Genomic DNA, 18,907 nt, shown 5'->3' on the forward strand with positions numbered 1-18,907 from the left:
AGCGGAAAAAACAGGAGTAAACCAATGTACAGGAGCAAAGCACCTTTAAGAATTGGATTAGCTGGCGGCGGTACCGATGTAAGCCCCTATTGCGACCTTTATGGCGGGGCCATCCTCAACGCCACCATATCACTCTATGCGTATGCCAATATCGAACCGCTGAGCGAAAACGTGATTATCCTGCAAGCGATGGACAGGCAGGAAGAACAACGTTTTGAGCTTACCAACCGTCTGCCACTCGATGGCAAGCTGGACCTGCTGAAGGGAGTTTACAACAGGCTGCAGGAACAATATACATTTCCGCTTACCGGTTTCAGGCTGTCTACCTTTGTAGATGCGCCTGCAGGATCGGGCCTGGGCACCTCCTCTACCCTTGTGGTGGCTATTCTTGGCGCTTTTGCCGAGATGCTGCGTTTACCCCTCGGTGAATACGATGTAGCTCACCTGGCATATGAAATAGAAAGAAAAGACCTGAACATGGCAGGTGGCCGGCAGGACCAATATGCCTGCACATTCGGCGGCGTGAACTACATGGAGTTCTACGCCGATGATAAAGTGATCGTAAACCCTTTGCGCATCAAACAACAATACCTGTTTGAACTGGAAAACAACCTGGTATTGTACTATACCTCCACCAGCCGTGAGTCTGCGAAGATCATTGAAAAGCAGAGCCTGAATGTGGTAAACAAACAGGAGAAGAGTATCGAAGCCATGCACCAGCTCAAACACCAGGCACAGCTGATGAAAGAAGCCCTGTTGAAAGGCAAAGTACATGAGATCGGGGACATCCTCGACTTTGGTTTCCGCCAGAAGAAACAAATGGCTGAAGGCATTTCCAACACCCTGATCGATGACATTTACGAGTCGGCTAAAAAAGCAGGCGCCACCGGGGGCAAGATATCAGGCGCCGGAGGCGGGGGCTTCATGACCTTTTATTGTCCCGGCAATACAAAATATGCAGTGATCGAAACTTTGTCCAAATTCGGGGGAGCAGTAAAACATTACCAGTTCATCCAACATGGAATGACCTCCTGGACTATTTAATAGTAAATCCTTTATCATTATAAATATGCAAGACAGAATAAAAAAGATCGTAAGCGAATCCATAGCTGTTAAAACCAGCGTACTGCAGAATGAAGCGTTATTGAAAACAACAGAAGCAGTGGTAACAGCGATGGTAGCTGCTCTGAAAAATGGCAACCACATTTACTTCTGTGGTAATGGCGGCAGCGCAGCCGATGCACAACACCTCGCGGCTGAATTCTCCGGTCGTTTCTATAAAGACCGGGAAGCATTGCCGGCAGAAGCCCTGCACTGTAACACATCCTATATGACAGCCGTGGCCAATGATTACAGCTATGATGTGATCTTTGCCCGCCTGATAAAAGGCATTGGTAAAAAAGGGGATTTCCTGGTAGGCCTTTCCACTTCCGGCAACTCTGTCAACATCATGAAAGCATTTGAAGTGGCCCGTGAAAAAGGCATCGTTACGGTGGGATTTACCGGAGAGACTGGCGGTAAGATGAAAGACCTCAGTGATTACCTCATCAATGTGCCTTCCAAAAATACGCCCCGTATCCAGGAAAGCCACATCATGCTTGGCCATATCATTTGTGAACTGGTAGAAGAACAATACTTCGGAGCATAATGAAAGAGTGTATCATACTGGCCGGGGGATTAGGTACCCGCTTACGGAGCGCTGTGCCTGATCTGCCTAAATGTATGGCTCCGGTAGCCGGTAAACCTTTCCTGGCTTACGTGATCGATTATTTCCACAGACAAGGGATAGAACGATTCATTTTTTCACTGGGCTACATGCATGAAGCGATAGAAGCATTCCTGCAGGAACAATACCCACACCTCGATATACAAACAACCATTGAGGAAGAACCCCTGGGTACCGGCGGCGCTATTAAACTGGCCTGCAGCAAAGCCCAACAGCAAGAAGTATTGGTACTAAATGGAGATACGATCTTCACCATTCAACTTGATCAATTAGCTACCTTTCACAACAACCATGCAGCTGATTGCACGCTTTCACTAAAGCCTATGCAGCAATTCGACCGGTATGGCGTTGTAGAACTGGCAGCAGATCACAGGATCAGCGACTTCCGGGAAAAACAATATTACGAATCCGGCTATATCAACGGTGGCGTATATGCCCTGAACGTGGCGTCCTTTTTACAGGAGACACTGCCCGCAAAGTTCTCCTTTGAAAAAGATTATCTCGAAAAGCTATACGCTCAACGCAACATGTATGGCCTGGCACAAGACGCCTACTTCATAGACATCGGCATACCAGCCGACTATGAGAAAGCCAACCAGGAGTTCAGAACCATGAGTTTTTAATTATGCTTGATCTTACACAAATCGACAACAGCTGGACATTATTCCTCGACCGGGATGGCGTCATCAATCACGAGAAGCACAAAGACTACGTGTACAACTATGAGGAGTTCAAATTCTACGATGGCATTCCCGAAGCCTTGAAAATACTGGCCAGCCGCTTTGGTCTTATTATCATTGTTACCAACCAAAAAGGCATAGGAAAAGGCTTAATGACAGATGCCGATCTGCAAGATATTCACGACCGTATGACCCAGGACATACAGGCTGCCGGTGGGCGCATCGATAAGATCTATTACTGCCCGGCGCTGAACGATGACGCAGCTTGCCGCAAACCCAACCCCGGCATGGCCCTGGAAGCAGCCAAAGATTACCCCGAAATAGACCTGCGCAAATCGCTCATCGTTGGCAACAACATCAGCGATATGGAGTTTGGCCGCAATGCCGGCATGCGTACCGTATTTGTAAAAACTACCCACCCCAACCAGCCACTACCCAACCCCACCATCGATTTGGCCGTCTTGGATTTAGCCGATTTTGCAAAAGCTTTGCAGTTGGTATAAAATTTTAGCCCGGCTTTTGCGTTCCTTGAGGGGTACTGGCATACCTTTGCCACACTCCTTATCACGTTGATTGTACTATAATTATGAATAACCGGATAATAAAATATCTGTCTGCCAGCCTGCTGATACTGGCCGTCCTGGCAAGCCCCCGCAGCTTGCAGGCCCAAAAAATAAGCGCTGCCGACAGGGCCATCCTGCAGAAGAAAGAAGATTCCTTGAAGGAATTCTCTGCCCGCATGGTGTTCGACTCCATCACAGCCAACCGCTTCCGCAGCGATAGCCAGTTTGTGCGCACCTTCGTACGGGCATTGGTTACCAAAAACTCCTTTTACTATCCATTCGATTCTTTGAATATATCCCGGCTATACGCGCCGGACAGCAGCTTCCGCATCTTCACCTGGCAAATGAAGAAAGACGAGTATGTCTACCATCAAAAAGGAGCCATACAGGTGCCTACCAAAGATGGATCATTGAAATTGTTTCCCTTGTTCGATGCCTCTATGTTCACCAAAAATCCGATGGACTCCGTTCGCAACATTCGCAACTGGATCGGTGCACTCTATTACCGTATCATTATGAAAGAATACAATGGAAAGAAGTACTACACCCTGCTGGGCTTCGATGATTTCAGTGTGAACAGCAACAAGAAGTGGATGGAGGTATTGACCTTTAATCAAAACGGTGAGCCTGTATTTGGCGGCCCGTTCTTCTCCTACAAGAATGATTCGGTGAAGAAAGCTGTGCAAACAAGGTTCAGCATCGAGTATAAAAAAGAAGCAAAGACCTTCCTGAATTACGATCCTGAAATGGACGTGATACTGGTGGATCACCTCGTTTCAGAAAGCGACGAGCCCGAAAAGAGATGGACCTTAGTGCCCGATGGAGACTATGAAGCCTTCAAATGGCAGAATGGCCAGTGGGTGCATGTCGATAAGTTATTCAATCAAATGTTGAAAGATGGTGATTTCCCCAAAGACGCCATTATTATGGATGATGCCGGCAACGTAAACGAACGCCAGCTGGAAGAACAATCCAGGCGTAACCTGGAGAAGGGCAACAAAAAGCCCGAACCTGCAAAACCACCTAAGAAGAAACCCAATAACTAATCTTACCCCAGCAATTTACTCTTGGCTTTATTATATTCATCTTCACTTATAATACCTTGCTGCTTGAGTTGGAACAGCTTTTCCAGTTCAGAAGCAATGTTCTGACCCGGTGTATGCCCACTGGTAGCATTACTGGCAGTAGCCGTAGATTGCCAGCCCATGGCAGCAGCCATTTGCCGTGCCTGGCTGGACAATTGCAGATTCTTGTATTCAGATTGAGCAAGCGTGATCGTGTCTTTCAGCCGTTTGGGATGATGAACATTATAATAATCCGTAGCGCCAATTTCTGCAGCAGTCTGGATTTCCACATGGCCATAGTTGAAGATGCGGCCCCATATAGTCTGATCGTAGGAAACGTTGTTGATCTTCTCCAGCGGGCTTTCCTTGGCGTAGTGATTGAGCAGTCCGGTTTCATCGATCACGCGGAAATTAGTCACCACCCAGATATCTACTTTCCAGCTCCAGTAAGCAAACAGAAAGTAAACGATACCAGCCACTGCAGCTATCCATCCCCAGTATTGAATAAAGCCAATAAAATAAGAAGCCACAAAACCAACAAGCATCAACAGCACTGGAACGATCAGCTGCAACCAACTCCTGTGGGTGACGAGTAAGATCTTTTCTTCTTTCTGCAAGGGAGTACGCATGGAGATTATTTAGGTATTAAATGTAATCATTTATTGATAGCACGTCAACTTCGCCAGCATATCCAGCAACAGCTTATTCCATTTTTCCTGCGCAGCCGAATTCATGCCATGACGTGTTTCTGCATCATACTGCGACTGCAGATCATTCGTCTCTTGTTGTTTCTTCGCAGCGATCAATTCCAGCTCGCCGAAGTAATTACTTTTAGTAAGCTTCTGTAAACGCATCGTTTCCGCCAGTTCACAGGCTTTGATAGCAGCAATATCGAAGTGCCGTTGCTCATGTGCCAGCACTTTTGCATTATCACGGTGCTTATCCAGGTACCAGGATTTCAGCTTATCAAAAAAAGGAGTGATCACCACTTGAACCGTAATCCGTCCGTTTTCAATAATAGAAGCATATTTAACGCCGATGGCGCCGGCAGTGGCTGCAGCCGCACGTGACATATCATCGGGCTTACCTAAAAAATCGTTAGCCGTCAATGGTCGGGCTTTGGAATAACCAAGCTGGTTAGGGTCTTTGGGAGCAGGATCGATCTCTACCTTAAGGGTTACGGGAGCATCGGCTGCATATAAAAGCTTGTTCGCCCCCCACCAGGTATCGAATTCCTGTAAACTGTTCTGCAAGCTCTGACGAGCCAGATCTTCGATATGCTTAAACATATCTCCCATCGTTTGTATTTCTCCCCTCCCCTTGTATTCAGTCAGCTTTGTGCCATTGATGAAAAAAGCAATCGTAAGAGAGAGCTCAGTTTTAGATCTGATGCCACCAGGCAATTGTTTGACCTGCAAATCCGTAATACGAAGGTCTGCAGCCGAAGCTGTAGTATCCTGCTGAAAGTTTTTTTGAATATACGAACTGATAGCAGCTGCTGCACCATGTTCCAGGTTCACGGCAATTTCCTTCTTGTTGAATACACCGGCCTTCAACACACCGATATTGGAAGTATCCGTACGCTCATCCTTAACGGAATTGACATAATAATGCTGTATACGTTGGCCGGGAGGCTCATCCCTGAACCGGATATCCCGGGTAGTCTGAGCTAACAGTACATGGAATGGTAAAAAACCTGTTATCAGCAGCAATAACGTTCTGAGCATACAGCAATATAGGAAACCAGCCGTAAAACGCAGCATCCTAATCCTGAATCCACCATGTTAAATCCGGAAATTAATCATCCAGTTTCAGTACAGCCAGGAAAGCTTCCTGAGGCACCTCTACGTTACCGATCTGGCGCATCCGCTTTTTACCCTCTTTCTGCTTTTCGAGCAGCTTACGCTTACGGCTGATGTCACCACCATAACACTTGGCAGTAACGTCCTTGCGCATCGCAGAGATATTTTCGCGGGCAATGATCTTGGCGCCTACCGCTGCCTGGATAGCGATCTGGAATTGTTGACGAGGCAACAACTCTTTCAGCTTTTCACACAGCTTGCGGCCAAAATCCTGTGCACGGCCACGGTGAATGAGGGCGCTAAGAGCGTCCACTTTATCATTGTTGAGGAGAATGTCCATCTTTACGATATCACTATCGCGATAGCCGATAGGATGATAATCGAAAGAAGCATAGCCACGGGTCTGGCTCTTCAATTTATCATAGAAGTCAAATACGATCTCAGTCAAAGGCATTTCAAACACCAGCTCCACACGTGTAGTAGTGAGGTAACTCTGGTTGATGAGGATACCACGTTTGCCAAGACAAAGCGTCATGATATTACCAATGTATTCAGGCTTGGTAATGATCTGTGCTTTGATAAAAGGCTCTTCGATCCGGTCGGTCTTTACAGGATCGGGAAACTCGGTAGGGTTATTTACAATTACCTTTTCACCTTTGGTGGTGTAGGCAATAAAGCTCACGTTGGGAACTGTCGTGATCACCGTTTGGTCGAACTCTCTTTCGAGACGTTCCTGGATGATCTCCATGTGCAGCATACCGAGGAATCCGCAACGGAAACCGAAGCCAAGGGCCTGGGAGGTTTCCAGCTCATACGTCAGCGAAGCATCATTCAGCTGCAGCTTGTCCATACAATCACGCAACTCTTCAAACTCATCCGTATTCACCGGGAAGATACCGGCAAATACCATCGGCTTCACTTCCTGGAAACCTTTGATCATTTCCTGCGTAGGATTAGCAGCCGTAGTGATGGTATCACCCACTTTCACCTCTTTCGCATTCTTGATACCGGTGATCAGATAGCCTACATCACCTGCTCCAACTTCTTTCTTCTCCGTCATCTTCAGTTTCAGGATGCCTACTTCAGAGGCTTCGTAATCCTGGTCGGTAGAAACGAATTTTACAATATCACCTTTGCGGATGGTGCCATTCAATACCCGGAAGTATACGATGATACCGCGGAAACTATTGAAAACGCTGTCGAAGATCAGGGCCTGCAAGGGCTCTGTGGGATTGCCCTTAGGGGCAGGAATACGCCCTACGATAGCTTCCAGGATGCCGTCTACCCCAATACCGGTGCGGCCGCTGGCCAGCAGGATATCTTCGGGTTTACAGCCGATCAGTTCAATGATCTGGTCCTTTACCTCTTCGATCATAGCCCCGTCCATATCAATTTTATTGATAACAGGTATGATTTCCAGGTCATTATCTATAGCGAGGTACAAGTTGCTGATAGTTTGTGCCTGGATGCCCTGGGTTGCATCAACGAGCAGCAGGGCGCCTTCGCAGGCGGCAAGGGCACGGCTCACTTCATAGCTGAAGTCAACGTGACCGGGGGTATCGATCAGGTTCAGGATGTACTCCTGACCGTCTTTGTGCTTGTAATTGATCTGAATAGCGTGGCTCTTGATGGTAATTCCCTTCTCACGTTCCAGGTCCATGTCGTCCAGTACCTGGTCCATCATTTCACGCTCACTGATGGTATTGGTAGCTTGTAACAGTCTGTCTGCCAGGGTACTTTTGCCGTGGTCGATATGGGCGATAATACAAAAATTGCGGATATTCTTCATGTACGTTGCTTCCTCTGTTTAGGAGGTGCAAAAGTAGTTGATTTTGGGGAGTCTAAGCATAAAAAAGTCTCCCCACGCCAGGGCGGGGAGACTGCTGATTATCTTGCTTGCGGAATGCGTTATTTCTTGTCGTAAACGAAGGTATTCTTCGTTTCGCCACGCTGAGAAGTAGTAGTTACGTCGAGTGACAAAGCTTTGCCACCATCAAGCAGTTTCCAGATCTCTACAGATTTGATCTCAAACACGTTGCCATCACGCTCGAACTTAGTGTTGGAAGTAATTGTCAGCTCTTCACCGCTGGTGCTCCAGGCAGCTGTAGACAACTTCTTGGCAGAGCCGAATACTGTGCTCTCTGTTTGCTTGCCATCAGTAGTGATCTTCTCTGAACTGGTCATGGATTCACCATTGGGAGTGTTGGAAGTACGCTCGATCACGAGTGCATCGCCATCAGCCGATACCTTGATCTTTTGTGCATTCATACGGAAACGGCCTTCGCTCAATTTGCTCTTGCCTTCATTAAAGGCCCATTCACCTTTAAAATCTGCATTGACGATAATAGTAGCAGCGGTAGCGATAATAGCAATACCGCCCATTACAATGGCTGCGAATCTGCTTTTCATAAACCTGGTTTTGAGTGTGTTAATGACAAGAAAGGTAAGGAATAATTGTTACGCCATTGGTAATTAAATTTTAGCCCGTTTATAGCCATTTTTGCACCGGCGTTTGTCCCGGTACGGGAAAAGCGTATAGCTTTTGGGAAACATTACATCCAACACGATCATGTAACCACCTTTAAATCAGGCCGTATAAAACAGGTATGCCAATTGAAAAAGGAGTGCCAGAACAATTTGTACCCTTTATGAATCCCTTCCGTACCAAAAAACGTGTGATCGTGAAAACTGTGAGTATCGCCTACCAGGAACAATTCCTGTACAGGCGCGTACTGCTCGCCATGCTTTTGCTTTCATTAACTGCTTTATTCAACAGCTTAACTGCACAAACTGTAACAGAGCTCGTGACCGACTACAATGGTTACTGGAAAAGTGAACATTCGGCTAACAATGCCGTGAAGCCACAGAACAGCCACAACCTGGTTGCTTTCAAATACAATGGCACGCGTTATTCTACTGGTGTAAACGATGCGCTGCTCACCTCACGTGGTGATGCATTCGTGGCAGGAGATTACAAAGCATTGCCTGTGCACAGTGTTGCTGCTCCCAACACCAATACGAAGATTGGCCTGGCCGCATCGTATGACGGCGTACCCAATGGCGCCAGTAACCCGAAGCCGGCCAATAACATTCCTTTATACCTCACCGATGGCATCAAAGGACTAAACCTCGGAACAGGCGTAGCCAACTTGCCAGCCGGTGAGATCATGTTTGCCGTTACCAACATGCAAACACAATTGATCGGTGATGGTATACCCGACCTGCTGATCACACAGATTGCCGACCCATCAAGTGCCCAGGACAGTTATGAGTTTACAGATGCCAACGGCAACCGCGTAGGCAATAAAGTAGACATCAACTTAAACACACTCCCTGTGTTGGGAAAATGGACAGCTGACTTTTACGATGCCAGCACAACACCCATGACACTCGTCAGTGGATTTACAGCAACAGACAGAGATCTCCGCTTATGGGCCGCCGACTTTAGCGCATTTGGCATCAATGCCTCCAACATCAACCGTGTGGTGTATTTCAGGATACGGTTGAGCGGGGAAAGCGATGTTGCCTTTGTAGCTTATAACAACAAAACCTTTAACGTAGCATCTACCCTTGCGCTTGCTCCTTCCAGTGGTCGTAATACAAGCAGCAATGAAACCGTGGATATAAAAGCCTACCCTAATCCGGCCAGTCAGCACGTCACGATCAAACATGAGCGGGCCACCGGCAATGAGCAACTGACTATTCGCAGTATGCAAGGCATGGTGATGCTGCAACAAAAGCCGGCAAGAGGAAGTATGCAAACAGCCTTTAATATATACCAGTTGCCCAAAGGCACCTATCTGGCAACGTTGACAGATGGCCAAAAACAATACACCGAAATATTGGTCAAAAACTGATCATGTTGCCTAACAACTTTTCCTTACATTCGCGATAAACATAATGTGAATATGGACCTGAAAACCCTTTTTGAACAAGCTGCTGAGGAAAGTAAATCTTTATCCGATCGCCCAAGCAACGACACACTGCTGCAACTGTACTCCCTGTACAAACAAGCCACAGAAGGCGACGTAAATGTAGACCCACCTGCTAATCCATTTGATTTTGTATCGAAAGCCAAATACGAAGCATGGTCAGGACTGAAAGGCAAGACCAAAGAAGCTGCCATGCAGGATTATATCGATCTGATAGGAAAGTTGAAAAGTTAATAGGTTGATAGGTTGAAAAGGTAATGAAGGTCCTACTGCTTATGAGACATACGACTTTCCAGTTTATCTAAAGCCTCACCGAGACATTTTCCCTGTGTTATTTTCGCAGCCAGCGCGCGGCTATTTTGAGCCATACGTTGATACGTGGCTGCATCGGTTTGGCTGATCAACGTTGCTATTTCATGCAGGTTATCGACTGCATACCCGATCCCATATTTTTCTACCAGGGCTGCCGATGCTGCTTTTTTAGCAGTAATGACGGGCAAGCCCGCTACAAGGTACAATGACAATTTATGGTGACTGATATAAGCCATATAATGTCCCAGGCTTCCCGCACAACCATCGATACTGTCGCCATCCCACACCAATCCATACGTACCTTCCAGTGCATGCGGCAATTGATAAGGATCGTACACACCCTTGTATACAACGTTTGAGGGCCAATGCGTCACCTGCTCCATGCCTGCACCATACAATACAAAACGTACCGGCGGCTGTTGGTTTTGCAGTTCCCCTAACTGTAACAGAAACTTGCTTTTGGCAAGATTACCGGCAAAGACTACTTCATATTCACTGTGCCGATCCCTGCGAACCGGCGTAGCGAGGAAATCAAAAAATTCAATCTGTTCGATCATTTTGCCAGGGATAAAACTTTTTAACCAATCTTCCATCGCCTGGTTGTGCACGATGAACGCAGAGCATAAGCGCAATAATTTCTTTTCGCTTTGCAGTACACCTTCATCACCATCTTTCAGGCCATCTATATCGGCAACAAAACCAATGAGCTTAATACTTTTACGGCGGGCCAGTAAGCGAAGGAGCCATTGAGACATGCGCGGGTACAATGGCAATTGAAATACTACTGAGGCACCCGCAGGCAGCGTGAGCCAGGTGACCAGTAAAAACCAACAACGTTTCCACTTCGCCAGCAGCGAGAAATCATCTATACAGGGAAAACTCAACGGCTGGTAACCTTTGGAAAGCAATACTTTTTCCGCATCGATATTGCCAATGCCACCATGGACCACTTGCCTGTGCAAATGCTCTTGCAGAAAATAGATTGATTGGCGGCGTGTTGTCATGACGACCGATCGCACGAAGGCATTGCGCAATATAAACAACAGAAACAGAAAATATACAGTAATACAGCTGGCAACGGCAACACCTAAAACTACAGCAGGCGATGCATGGATCCTTTCAACCAACCATACGATGGGAATAAACAGGAGCGAACCGGTAAGCGCTTCACCGGCAGTGCGCCAGTGAAACAACGACAGGAAAGGCGCCGTTTGCCTTGCATAATAATAATTGAACCCCATGATCACCCCTTCGGCTATCATAATAGCAATGCAAGCCCCTTTATCCTGATAAAAATAAGACAGCAGCAGCGTAAGTACTATAAACAATACCCCGCCCACAATGACACTGCGCAGGAAAAGCTTTTCCCGGTCATTGGCAATAAGCACCTGCTTGCTGAGCAACACGCTGTAAGCTTTTATAAATGGTAGCAGTGCTATGATCTTCAGATTCTCCCGTACTGCCAGAAATTTATCACCCAGGAACAACTGCACCAGCGGATCGGCCAGCAGAAACATACCCATGCCGGCAGGAATGGCCAGCAGCGTGACCAGCTGTACTGATTTTAGCACCGCCCGTTGCACCGCAGCCTTATCCTGCTGTTGCATCAACGCCACCGTACGCGGATACAATACGAGGAACATATCTGTAAGCAGCGCCGACCCGATGCGCACGAACTTGATGGAATAGGCATATAGTCCCACAGCAGCCGTTGTGCTTACCAGCCCCAGCAACACATTATCGAGCAGCAACGTGATGCCGGAAAACAGGCTAAGTATAAAGATCACACTGCTAAAACGTACATGTTGTTTCCAGTTCAGCCCTTTAAAACTCACCGGTACTTCCCGGAATAAAGTATACATATTCCAGAGCAGGTTAGCAATAGCCGCGCCCACCATAATGCCATAATACAGGTAATAGTCATCCGGCTGCTTTATCAATACAAAGATGGAAGCCAGCCCCAGCAACCGGGTGATCAATGACCGGATAGTGATATACCTGAACCGCTCCCGCCCCCAGAAGTACCACTCACAGGCAAAGAAGTTGACCAGCAGGAAAGAAAGAGAGAACAACAACAACCTTACATCATTGATATTTTGCCAGCACACATATACCGTGATGCCATACAATAAGAGCGCACCCGAAGAACTGATGAGGTGCAGCGCCAGCAACTCCGATACCGTTTTGCGCAGCTGCAAAGCGTCGTGCTGCGTGCGCGCCACTTCCCGGACGCCATACACCACAATACCAAACTCGGCAATAATGAGAAAGTAATAAGTGAACGAATCGATAAAGCTGACCCGGCCAATACCTTCAGGGTCCAGCACCCGGGCGATATAAGGAATAGAAACGAAGGGAATGAGCACCTGGCTGATAGACAGCAGGAAATTATAAGCCAGATTTTTCTTTAAGTTTGCCAATAAGGGTGCTTTTTAAGCCGTAGCACAGGTTGCAAACATAGCACACAACACACATTCATGAAAATAGGAATTTTCGAGACAGAACATTTTGAAGGCGCCTACCCTGTTATCAAACTATTCGACACCCCCGATAACGAAATCTATGTATATACAGACCCGCCTACCCACAAACGCTTTGCCGACCTCTTTGGCACCGCCGCTTCCCGCTTTCAATGGGTCGTACTACGCAAAGGCATCTCACGACTCTCCTTCTTCTGGCAATTCTACCGGCACGCTAAAAAACTGCAACCGGATATTCTATACATCAATACCATCAGCTCCAACCATATCCTGTTTGCCCTAGTGATCCGCCTGCTGCGATCATCACGGATCGTCATCACCGTGCACGACATCAACTGCCTGTTCCACTCTACCCCATCGTCAAACATCCGCAAGATGGTCCACCACATCGGCAAGCGGCTGTTGATCCGCTGGGTGAAAGAGTTCAACGTAGTGTCTGACACTATGGTGCCTTACCTGTCTCAACAATCCGGTGGCCACACCCATATCCACAATGTGCCCGGCGCTGTGTTCGATGGTCTGCAGCAGGCAGCCACCAATACCCAGTACGTCCATCTTGTTGTTCCCGGCACCATCGACAAAAAACGCCGTGATTACACCCAGCTATGGGCCCTGGTGCAGGAGGCAGAAAGAAAACAATTTCCCCTCCACCTCACCATCCTGGGAGGCTACTCGGATGAATATGGCAGGAACATTATCAAAGAGGCCGACCACTTCCCTACCTATTATACCCGTATCCAGTTTTATAATACCCGGGTTGTAGACCAGGCAGAATTTGACCGCCAGCTCAACGAAGCACACTTTATATTTATACCCTCGGTAGTCAATACAGCTATCTGTCACGACATACCAGAAGTATACGGCCTAACCAAATCATCGGGCAATATTTTCGATGTGATCAAGCATGCCAAGCCATTCATCATCCCGCAAACCCTGCAAGTGCCGGCCTCATTAACCAGCAGTAGCATTACCTACGAGACAGTAACCGAGATCATCCCTTTCCTGCAAACACTGCAGCAGGAGCCTGCCCGCTATGAAGCCTTGCAGCAACAGGCACTCAACAATTCAAAAGAATACACGATAGAGAAAGTACGTTCGAGGAATCCTACACTTTTTGCCCTTCCTTCATAGAAGCCATATGAGCTACCATCAGCTCATGCACCGATTGAGGAGAAACAGATGCCACCACTTCGGGCGAAAAAGCACGACTGTAATAAGATTGCTGCAGCAGTGGGCTTACTATTTTTTGCAACAGGTTGTAATCATAGATCTCAACGGGACTGGTACAATTGAAGATCGCAAGACCGGGTACCTGATAAGCCAGCGCTACATGCATGGCCAGCGTATCGCCCGAAACGAGGTAAGAACAACGGGCAATATCATCAAGGTAATCACGGAGCTTTTCCCGCTGTGTCAATACCTGGCAACGATAGCCATTGGCCGTTAATTGATCGATCAGGTCCTGATAACCCGTCCATGATTTATTGGGCCATCGGTTGCCACTTCTTGTTTCAATACCTACCAATCCCTTTTCCCGTATAATGGTATCGTTGTGGTAAATGCAGTACGGCTCGCCCTGAAAAGGAAGGTCCAGCATCCGGAAAAGCCAGTACTGAAAAGTGTGCGTATTGGCTGCCTTCATCGCATTGGCAGCTTTCTTGCCCAGTTTGGAGATGAGGCTCATATCGAACCAGCCAGTCCCTTCACCGGTATACCGGATGGCCTCTTCTGCCCAATAAATGCCTACCAGCCGGCCGGTAGGAATAGCGCTGGCCAGTTGAGCACAGGCTATATCTTCCTCCAATGAAACAGTAAGGTCAAATGATTCGTTTTTCAGTATGTCGTAAGCCTCGTCAAGCGCCAGGATACGCTGCAATGTCGGATGGCCATCGGGCAGAATTTCCCGGTACCGGTTGTCGATAACCCAGGTAATATCGCCTTTCAATACCCGCAGCAAGGTGGTGGTGCGTACCACATCACCAGCGGCCCCTGTTTTGATCAATAAGATCTTCATCATATTATAGCCGGTAAAAATATAAAACTACCGGCAACATTTTTCTATTTACGTTTATGGAATTATCATGACCCTGCATCTATCTCTAAAACTACTGCGGCATGAATTCCTTATCATTACCCGTCGTACACCCCTCTTTCCAAAAACTGAAACATGCCGGCCGTTTGCTGCACTTAACAGCAGGGGGCCTGATACTGGCGCATGCGATCTCCCATTTCAACCAACCCCAAAGCAGCCCCATCTACCTTGGATGCCTTCTTTTGATGGCGCTGGATATTTTTATCCTGGTACTGGCCGGCAAAAATATCCTGGTCGACATGCCCAAGGTAAACCTGTTTTTCCGGCTTACTGAGATCCTTTTCTTCCTCGGCATCGGCATCATGCTCTGCGTAGAGCTTAAATGGCTCATGGGCATTCTGCACCTAACGCTTTGTATCGTATACAGTTACCTATTTTACTGCGAAAAAAAGATTAATTCAGAAGAAGTAATTGCCATCCACCATACCGGCATCAGCATCCCTTCCCTGCCGGAAAGTAAATTCTTCCTGTGGACACATATTAACGGAGTAGATGCCCATTACGACTGCATTACCATCAATACCTCCACCCAGAAAAGTTACCAGTTCGACCTCCGTAAAAATCTTGCATTCGAAGAACTCGATCAAATTCACGAATTTTGCAGGCATTATTTGGGGAACTAAGTTGATAAGTTAATAAGTTAACAGGTTGAAAAGGTTAATACAGCTTCCAAATCAAGAGGCTTATTGATAATTAATAAAAATTGATTATCAGTAATTTAAACTGGTCAACTAAACTTTTTAACGAAACAAGAAACGTGAATTATTGAACACATGTCTGTATTAAAGCAATCGCCGTACATTCTCTATTCTGACGGGAAAGGAAACATATTCGAAGACACTACCCTGTATGCCGCAGGGCGTGCAGGCTGGGACGCCTTTGAAGTACCTGTAGAGGAGTGGATCATGCTTCCCGATGGGGGCAACCTTTATGAGCTGCCTGGCCGCCGCGGGATCGGAATAGATGTAAAGACCGGCGAAATGCGCCTTTGCGAAAAAGGCTGGGCCGTAGCCGCCTTCATTCCTCCTGCCCATACCGGGCTGTACCTGGCTGCTTACGAAACCGGCCACGACGCACCCACCCTGCCCCTGTTTTGTTATACAGCCGCTGGCTGGTACAACGAACAGTTTTACGTGCCTGCCGTTCGCATCGAACAGGATATACGGCAGGAATGTGCCGGCTTTGACCAGGATAAAGTACAGGGCGGCGTTGAGCAGTTCCTGGAAGCCTATCCCCACAACCGGCTGGTAAAGCACCTGGCTAATAATTGCGCCCTTACTTATCATTGCCCTGCCGCCCGCAACTACTTTATGGGCCGTTGGGAATGTCCCATACCAAGCTCTCCGGCCTGCAATGCCAACTGTATTGGTTGCATTTCCTTCCAACCGGCCGACGAAGAGATCGTGTCCACACAGGACCGCCTCACCTTCAAGCCTACAGCGGAAGAGATCGTAGAGTTTACCGTGCCACACCTCGAATCAGCTCCTTTCCCCATCGTAAGCTTTGGACAGGGTTGCGAAGGTGAGCCGTTGTTGATGTGGGAAACCATCCGGCAATCGATCATCGAGATGCGCAAGCATACCTCGAAAGGAAGTATCAACATCAATACAAACGGTTCCAAGCCGGCAGCGGTGGAAGCACTCTGCAAGGTGGGACTGAATTCCATACGGGTGAGTACTAACTCAGCCCAAAAACATATTTACGAGGCCTACTACCGCCCCAACAACTACGAGTTTGAGGACATCGTAGAAAGCCTGAAAGTGATGCGCCGGCATGGTGGCTGGGCCAGTATCAACTACTTCGTATTCCCCGGCGTTACCGACAGCGAGGCCGAATATGAAGCCCTCCGCAAACTGATCCTGGACACCGACCTGACCATGATCCAGTGGCGGAATTTCAACATCGACCCCGACTGGTATCTCGGAAAATTGAATTTATACGACGCAGGTGAATTATTGGGAGTCAAACAATTACAAGAGTTGATTAAAGATGAATTTCCAAAAGTAAAGTTCGGCTATTTCAACCCTCCGATGGAACGCATCAAGGGGAATTATGAAGTAGATTTCGCACATTGATATCATTACACTGCGGGCATGGCCCGCAGTTCTTTTTACTGAGTAACCGATGCAATCAACGCTCACGCTGACCGTTCAGCGGCCCCGTCATATTTTGCCATTGATCGTCCTGGCCCAGTTCGCAGGCACTTCCCTCTGGTTTGCAGGCAACGCCATCATGGCCGATATACCGGCACTCGCCACACGCCCCCATGCCATCGGACAAATGACCTCCGCCGTCCAGATTGGTTTTATTGTCGGCACCCTGGTCTTTGCCATCCTCACCATTGCCGATCGATTTTCTCCGGTGAAAGTATTCTTCGTGTCATCCCTGCTGGCTGCCGGCTTCAATACCTGCACGCTGTGGGTGGCGGATAATTATGGCTATATGCTGCTGTTCCGTTTCCTCACCGGTTTCATGCTGGCTGGTATTTACCCGGTAGGCATGAAGATAGCTGCCGACTGGTTTGATAAAGGGCTGGGTAAAGCACTGGGTTACCTGGTAGGCGCCCTGGTACTCGGTACTGCCTTCCCGCATTTCCTGAAAGGTGTATCTGTGCATTTTTCCTGGCAGCAGGTGGTACTGTTTACTTCTGTCTTTGCCCTCACCGGCGGTTTGCTGATACTCACCTTTGTATCTGACGGGCCATTCAAAAAACAAGGCAGCGGATTTCATCCCGGCATATTGGGACAGGTATTCCGTTCAAAGGAATTCAGAGCAGCCAGCTTTGGCTACTTCGGACATATGTGGGAACTGTATACGTTGTGGGCGTTTGTGCCGGTCATGCTGACCATGAATGCGAAACGATACGGCATCACACACAATGTTCCGCTCTGGTCATTCATCATCATTGGCATTGGCGGCATCAGCTGCATGGCAGGCGGCTACCTCTCGCAAAAGATCGGCAGTGCACGGGTAGCACTGTATGCATTGGTTGGCTCGGGCATTTGCGCCGCCAGCTCTTTCTTCTTTATTAATACGCCTCCCTGGATCTTCCTGCCCTACCTCATCATATGGGGCATCACCGTGACGCCCGACTCTCCACAGTTCTCCAGCCTCACAGCACTTGCGGCTCCACCCGCATACAAAGGCACCGCCGTAACAGCTGTTGTGTGCATCGGCTTCACCATCTCCATCATCAGCATACAAATCATCAGCTATCTCTTTACTCTATACCCGCAAACCCTTGTATTCTCTACGTTGGCCATCGGGCCATTATTGGGAATATTGGCCTGTCGCCGGTCAATCGGTGAACGGTGAGGTTAAACAGAAAGGACTACTTTTGCGCATCGTTATTCAATGAGCATAACCAAAAAGGAACTGTATATAGGGATCGGACTGGCAGTATTGGCCACCATTATCTGGTCGGGCAATTTTGTGGTGGCAAGGGGTGTCATCAAACAGATCCCTCCCATCAGCCTGGCCTTCTACCGCTGGGCCGCCGCTTCGCTCATCATGCTGCCCCTGGCCTGGAAACATTTCCAGCGCGAAAAGCACATCAACTTCAAGCATTGTAATTATTTTCTGTGGACGGGACTTACTGGTGTCTCGCTATTCAATACGTTGGTGTACATCGCAGGCCATCACTCCCCTGCCATCAACCTTGCGCTCATCGGCACCACCTCCTCCCCTGTGTTTGCGATCATACTTGCCGCCATCTTTTTGCGGGAGCCCATTAAACCCTGGCGCATTGCAGGATTGCTGCTCTGTCTCGCGGGCATTGTGTATTTATTGTCGCGCGGCAGTTGGGAACAATTAAAAGCATTCCGCTTCTCAGCCGGCGATGGATGGGTATTGCTGGGCGCCCTGGCATTTGCGATCTATAACATTATGGTACGTCGCAAGCCGGAAGGCATCCATCCACTTAATTTTTTATTTACCGTATTCCTCACAGGCACTTTACTCCTGTTGCCATTCTTTATATTGGAAATGGCTTATACCGAACCCATCGTCTGGAATATGAACCTTGTGTTCATCATCCTGTACCTCGGCGCAGGCGCTTCCGTGATCGCCTTCCTCTGCTGGAACCTGGCCATAGCGCGTCTGGGTGCAGCGCGCACTGCGCTGTTCGGAAACCTGATACCGATATTCAGCATCCTGGAAGCAGTATGGCTGCTGGACGAACAAATGACGATGGTACATGTGATCAGTGGGATACTCGTAATTACAGGCGTGATCATTGCCAACCTGAAGAAATAAAC

At 48.0% G+C, this 18,907-nt stretch carries 18 protein-coding genes; 12 read left to right on the forward strand and 6 right to left on the reverse strand.

Features of this window, described 5'->3' with window-relative positions; genetic code table 11:
• Positions 1-24 precede the first annotated feature (24 nt).
• The 5 genes from AC5JBY_RS18945 to AC5JBY_RS18965 all read left to right on the forward strand — a co-directional run bounded on the left by AC5JBY_RS18945 (position 25) and on the right by AC5JBY_RS18965 (position 4,015).
• Positions 25-1,044, forward strand: a complete 1,020-nt coding sequence (locus tag AC5JBY_RS18945) for a GHMP family kinase ATP-binding protein (protein ID WP_495906209.1) — start codon at positions 25-27, stop codon at positions 1,042-1,044.
• A 25-nt stretch (positions 1,045-1,069) separates the two neighbouring features.
• A complete protein-coding gene (locus AC5JBY_RS18950; RefSeq protein WP_495906210.1) occupies positions 1,070-1,648 on the forward strand; it encodes a D-sedoheptulose-7-phosphate isomerase in 579 nt (192 codons plus the stop codon).
• Positions 1,648-2,349: a nucleotidyltransferase family protein gene (locus tag AC5JBY_RS18955; RefSeq protein WP_495906211.1), complete on the forward strand. Its 702-nt coding sequence runs from the start codon at positions 1,648-1,650 to the stop codon at positions 2,347-2,349. The genes AC5JBY_RS18950 and AC5JBY_RS18955 overlap by 1 nt, the downstream gene beginning before the upstream one ends.
• Before the next feature lie 2 nt (positions 2,350-2,351).
• On the forward strand, positions 2,352-2,909 hold the full coding sequence (locus AC5JBY_RS18960) for a D-glycero-alpha-D-manno-heptose-1,7-bisphosphate 7-phosphatase (protein ID WP_495906212.1): 558 nt from the start codon (positions 2,352-2,354) through the stop codon (positions 2,907-2,909).
• 83 nt (positions 2,910-2,992) lie between these two features.
• Positions 2,993-4,015 carry a hypothetical protein gene (locus AC5JBY_RS18965; protein WP_495906213.1) on the forward strand — a complete coding sequence of 341 codons (1,023 nt, stop codon included), beginning with the start codon at positions 2,993-2,995 and terminating at the stop codon, positions 4,013-4,015.
• A 2-nt stretch (positions 4,016-4,017) separates the two neighbouring features.
• On the opposite strand, the gene AC5JBY_RS18970 is transcribed toward AC5JBY_RS18965, so the two are convergent.
• From AC5JBY_RS18970 to AC5JBY_RS18985, 4 genes are all read right to left on the reverse strand, one after another.
• The gene (locus AC5JBY_RS18970; RefSeq protein WP_495906214.1) at positions 4,018-4,662 is read right to left on the reverse strand and encodes an SHOCT domain-containing protein; all 645 of its coding nucleotides are present in this window, start codon (positions 4,660-4,662) and stop codon (positions 4,018-4,020) included.
• A gap of 30 nt (positions 4,663-4,692) precedes the next feature.
• A complete protein-coding gene (locus AC5JBY_RS18975; protein ID WP_495906215.1) occupies positions 4,693-5,760 on the reverse strand; it encodes a hypothetical protein in 1,068 nt (355 codons plus the stop codon).
• Between the two features lie 70 nt (positions 5,761-5,830).
• Positions 5,831-7,624 carry a translation elongation factor 4 gene (gene lepA, locus AC5JBY_RS18980; protein WP_495906216.1) on the reverse strand — a complete coding sequence of 598 codons (1,794 nt, stop codon included), beginning with the start codon at positions 7,622-7,624 and terminating at the stop codon, positions 5,831-5,833.
• 119 nt (positions 7,625-7,743) lie between these two features.
• Positions 7,744-8,244 (reverse strand): hypothetical protein, encoded by a 501-nt coding sequence (locus AC5JBY_RS18985; protein ID WP_495906217.1) that lies wholly within the window; start codon positions 8,242-8,244, stop codon positions 7,744-7,746.
• 239 nt (positions 8,245-8,483) lie between these two features.
• Between AC5JBY_RS18985 and AC5JBY_RS18990 the strand changes: the two genes are divergently transcribed.
• On the forward strand, positions 8,484-9,692 hold the full coding sequence (locus AC5JBY_RS18990; RefSeq protein WP_495906218.1) for a T9SS type A sorting domain-containing protein: 1,209 nt from the start codon (positions 8,484-8,486) through the stop codon (positions 9,690-9,692).
• A 51-nt stretch (positions 9,693-9,743) separates the two neighbouring features.
• A complete protein-coding gene (locus AC5JBY_RS18995) occupies positions 9,744-10,001 on the forward strand; it encodes an acyl-CoA-binding protein (RefSeq protein ID WP_495906219.1) in 258 nt (85 codons plus the stop codon).
• 32 nt (positions 10,002-10,033) lie between these two features.
• On the opposite strand, the gene AC5JBY_RS19000 is transcribed toward AC5JBY_RS18995, so the two are convergent.
• Positions 10,034-12,499, reverse strand: a complete 2,466-nt coding sequence (locus tag AC5JBY_RS19000) for a glycosyltransferase (protein WP_495906220.1) — start codon at positions 12,497-12,499, stop codon at positions 10,034-10,036.
• A gap of 57 nt (positions 12,500-12,556) precedes the next feature.
• Here AC5JBY_RS19000 and AC5JBY_RS19005 point away from each other — a divergent pair, with 57 nt between their 5' ends.
• Positions 12,557-13,690 carry a glycosyltransferase family 4 protein gene (locus AC5JBY_RS19005; RefSeq protein WP_495906221.1) on the forward strand — a complete coding sequence of 378 codons (1,134 nt, stop codon included), beginning with the start codon at positions 12,557-12,559 and terminating at the stop codon, positions 13,688-13,690.
• Here the strand turns inward: AC5JBY_RS19005 and AC5JBY_RS19010 are convergent.
• Complete coding sequence (locus AC5JBY_RS19010) at positions 13,665-14,576, reverse strand: glycosyltransferase family 9 protein (protein ID WP_495906222.1); 912 nt, start codon at positions 14,574-14,576, stop codon at positions 13,665-13,667. The two genes, AC5JBY_RS19005 and AC5JBY_RS19010, sit on opposite strands and share 26 nt — an antisense overlap.
• Before the next feature lie 98 nt (positions 14,577-14,674).
• Between AC5JBY_RS19010 and AC5JBY_RS19015 the strand changes: the two genes are divergently transcribed.
• From AC5JBY_RS19015 to AC5JBY_RS19030, 4 genes are all read left to right on the forward strand, one after another.
• Positions 14,675-15,274, forward strand: a complete 600-nt coding sequence (locus tag AC5JBY_RS19015) for a hypothetical protein (protein ID WP_495906223.1) — start codon at positions 14,675-14,677, stop codon at positions 15,272-15,274.
• Positions 15,275-15,424: 150 nt separating this feature from the next.
• Entirely contained in the window at positions 15,425-16,726 is a 1,302-nt protein-coding gene (locus tag AC5JBY_RS19020; RefSeq protein WP_495906224.1) for a radical SAM family protein, read from the forward strand.
• A gap of 49 nt (positions 16,727-16,775) precedes the next feature.
• A complete protein-coding gene (locus tag AC5JBY_RS19025) occupies positions 16,776-17,966 on the forward strand; it encodes an MFS transporter (RefSeq protein ID WP_495906225.1) in 1,191 nt (396 codons plus the stop codon).
• Between the two features lie 39 nt (positions 17,967-18,005).
• Positions 18,006-18,905 carry a DMT family transporter gene (locus AC5JBY_RS19030; RefSeq protein WP_495906226.1) on the forward strand — a complete coding sequence of 300 codons (900 nt, stop codon included), beginning with the start codon at positions 18,006-18,008 and terminating at the stop codon, positions 18,903-18,905.
• Positions 18,906-18,907 lie beyond the last annotated feature (2 nt).

The sequence above is a fragment of the Paraflavitalea sp. genome (genome assembly GCF_059502485.1).

Bases quoted from the DNA above. Each gene is read 5' to 3' on its own strand.
- lepA (WP_495906216.1), bottom strand. From the start codon at position 7,624: ATGAAGAATATCCGCAATTTTTGTATTATCGCCCATATCGACCACGGC.
- AC5JBY_RS18985 (WP_495906217.1), bottom strand. From the start codon at position 8,244: ATGAAAAGCAGATTCGCAGCCATTGTAATGGGCGGTATTGCTATTATC.
- AC5JBY_RS18950 (WP_495906210.1), top strand. From the start codon at position 1,070: ATGCAAGACAGAATAAAAAAGATCGTAAGCGAATCCATAGCTGTTAAA.
- AC5JBY_RS19030 (WP_495906226.1), top strand. From the start codon at position 18,006: ATGAGCATAACCAAAAAGGAACTGTATATAGGGATCGGACTGGCAGTA.
- AC5JBY_RS18960 (WP_495906212.1), top strand. From the start codon at position 2,352: ATGCTTGATCTTACACAAATCGACAACAGCTGGACATTATTCCTCGAC.
- AC5JBY_RS18965 (WP_495906213.1), top strand. From the start codon at position 2,993: ATGAATAACCGGATAATAAAATATCTGTCTGCCAGCCTGCTGATACTG.
- AC5JBY_RS19020 (WP_495906224.1), top strand. From the start codon at position 15,425: ATGTCTGTATTAAAGCAATCGCCGTACATTCTCTATTCTGACGGGAAA.
- AC5JBY_RS19005 (WP_495906221.1), top strand. From the start codon at position 12,557: ATGAAAATAGGAATTTTCGAGACAGAACATTTTGAAGGCGCCTACCCT.
- AC5JBY_RS18975 (WP_495906215.1), bottom strand. From the start codon at position 5,760: ATGCTCAGAACGTTATTGCTGCTGATAACAGGTTTTTTACCATTCCAT.
- AC5JBY_RS19015 (WP_495906223.1), top strand. From the start codon at position 14,675: ATGAATTCCTTATCATTACCCGTCGTACACCCCTCTTTCCAAAAACTG.
- AC5JBY_RS18970 (WP_495906214.1), bottom strand. From the start codon at position 4,662: ATGCGTACTCCCTTGCAGAAAGAAGAAAAGATCTTACTCGTCACCCAC.
- AC5JBY_RS19025 (WP_495906225.1), top strand. From the start codon at position 16,776: ATGCAATCAACGCTCACGCTGACCGTTCAGCGGCCCCGTCATATTTTG.
- AC5JBY_RS18955 (WP_495906211.1), top strand. From the start codon at position 1,648: ATGAAAGAGTGTATCATACTGGCCGGGGGATTAGGTACCCGCTTACGG.
- AC5JBY_RS18995 (WP_495906219.1), top strand. From the start codon at position 9,744: ATGGACCTGAAAACCCTTTTTGAACAAGCTGCTGAGGAAAGTAAATCT.
- AC5JBY_RS18945 (WP_495906209.1), top strand. From the start codon at position 25: ATGTACAGGAGCAAAGCACCTTTAAGAATTGGATTAGCTGGCGGCGGT.
- AC5JBY_RS18990 (WP_495906218.1), top strand. From the start codon at position 8,484: ATGAATCCCTTCCGTACCAAAAAACGTGTGATCGTGAAAACTGTGAGT.
- AC5JBY_RS19010 (WP_495906222.1), bottom strand. From the start codon at position 14,576: ATGATGAAGATCTTATTGATCAAAACAGGGGCCGCTGGTGATGTGGTA.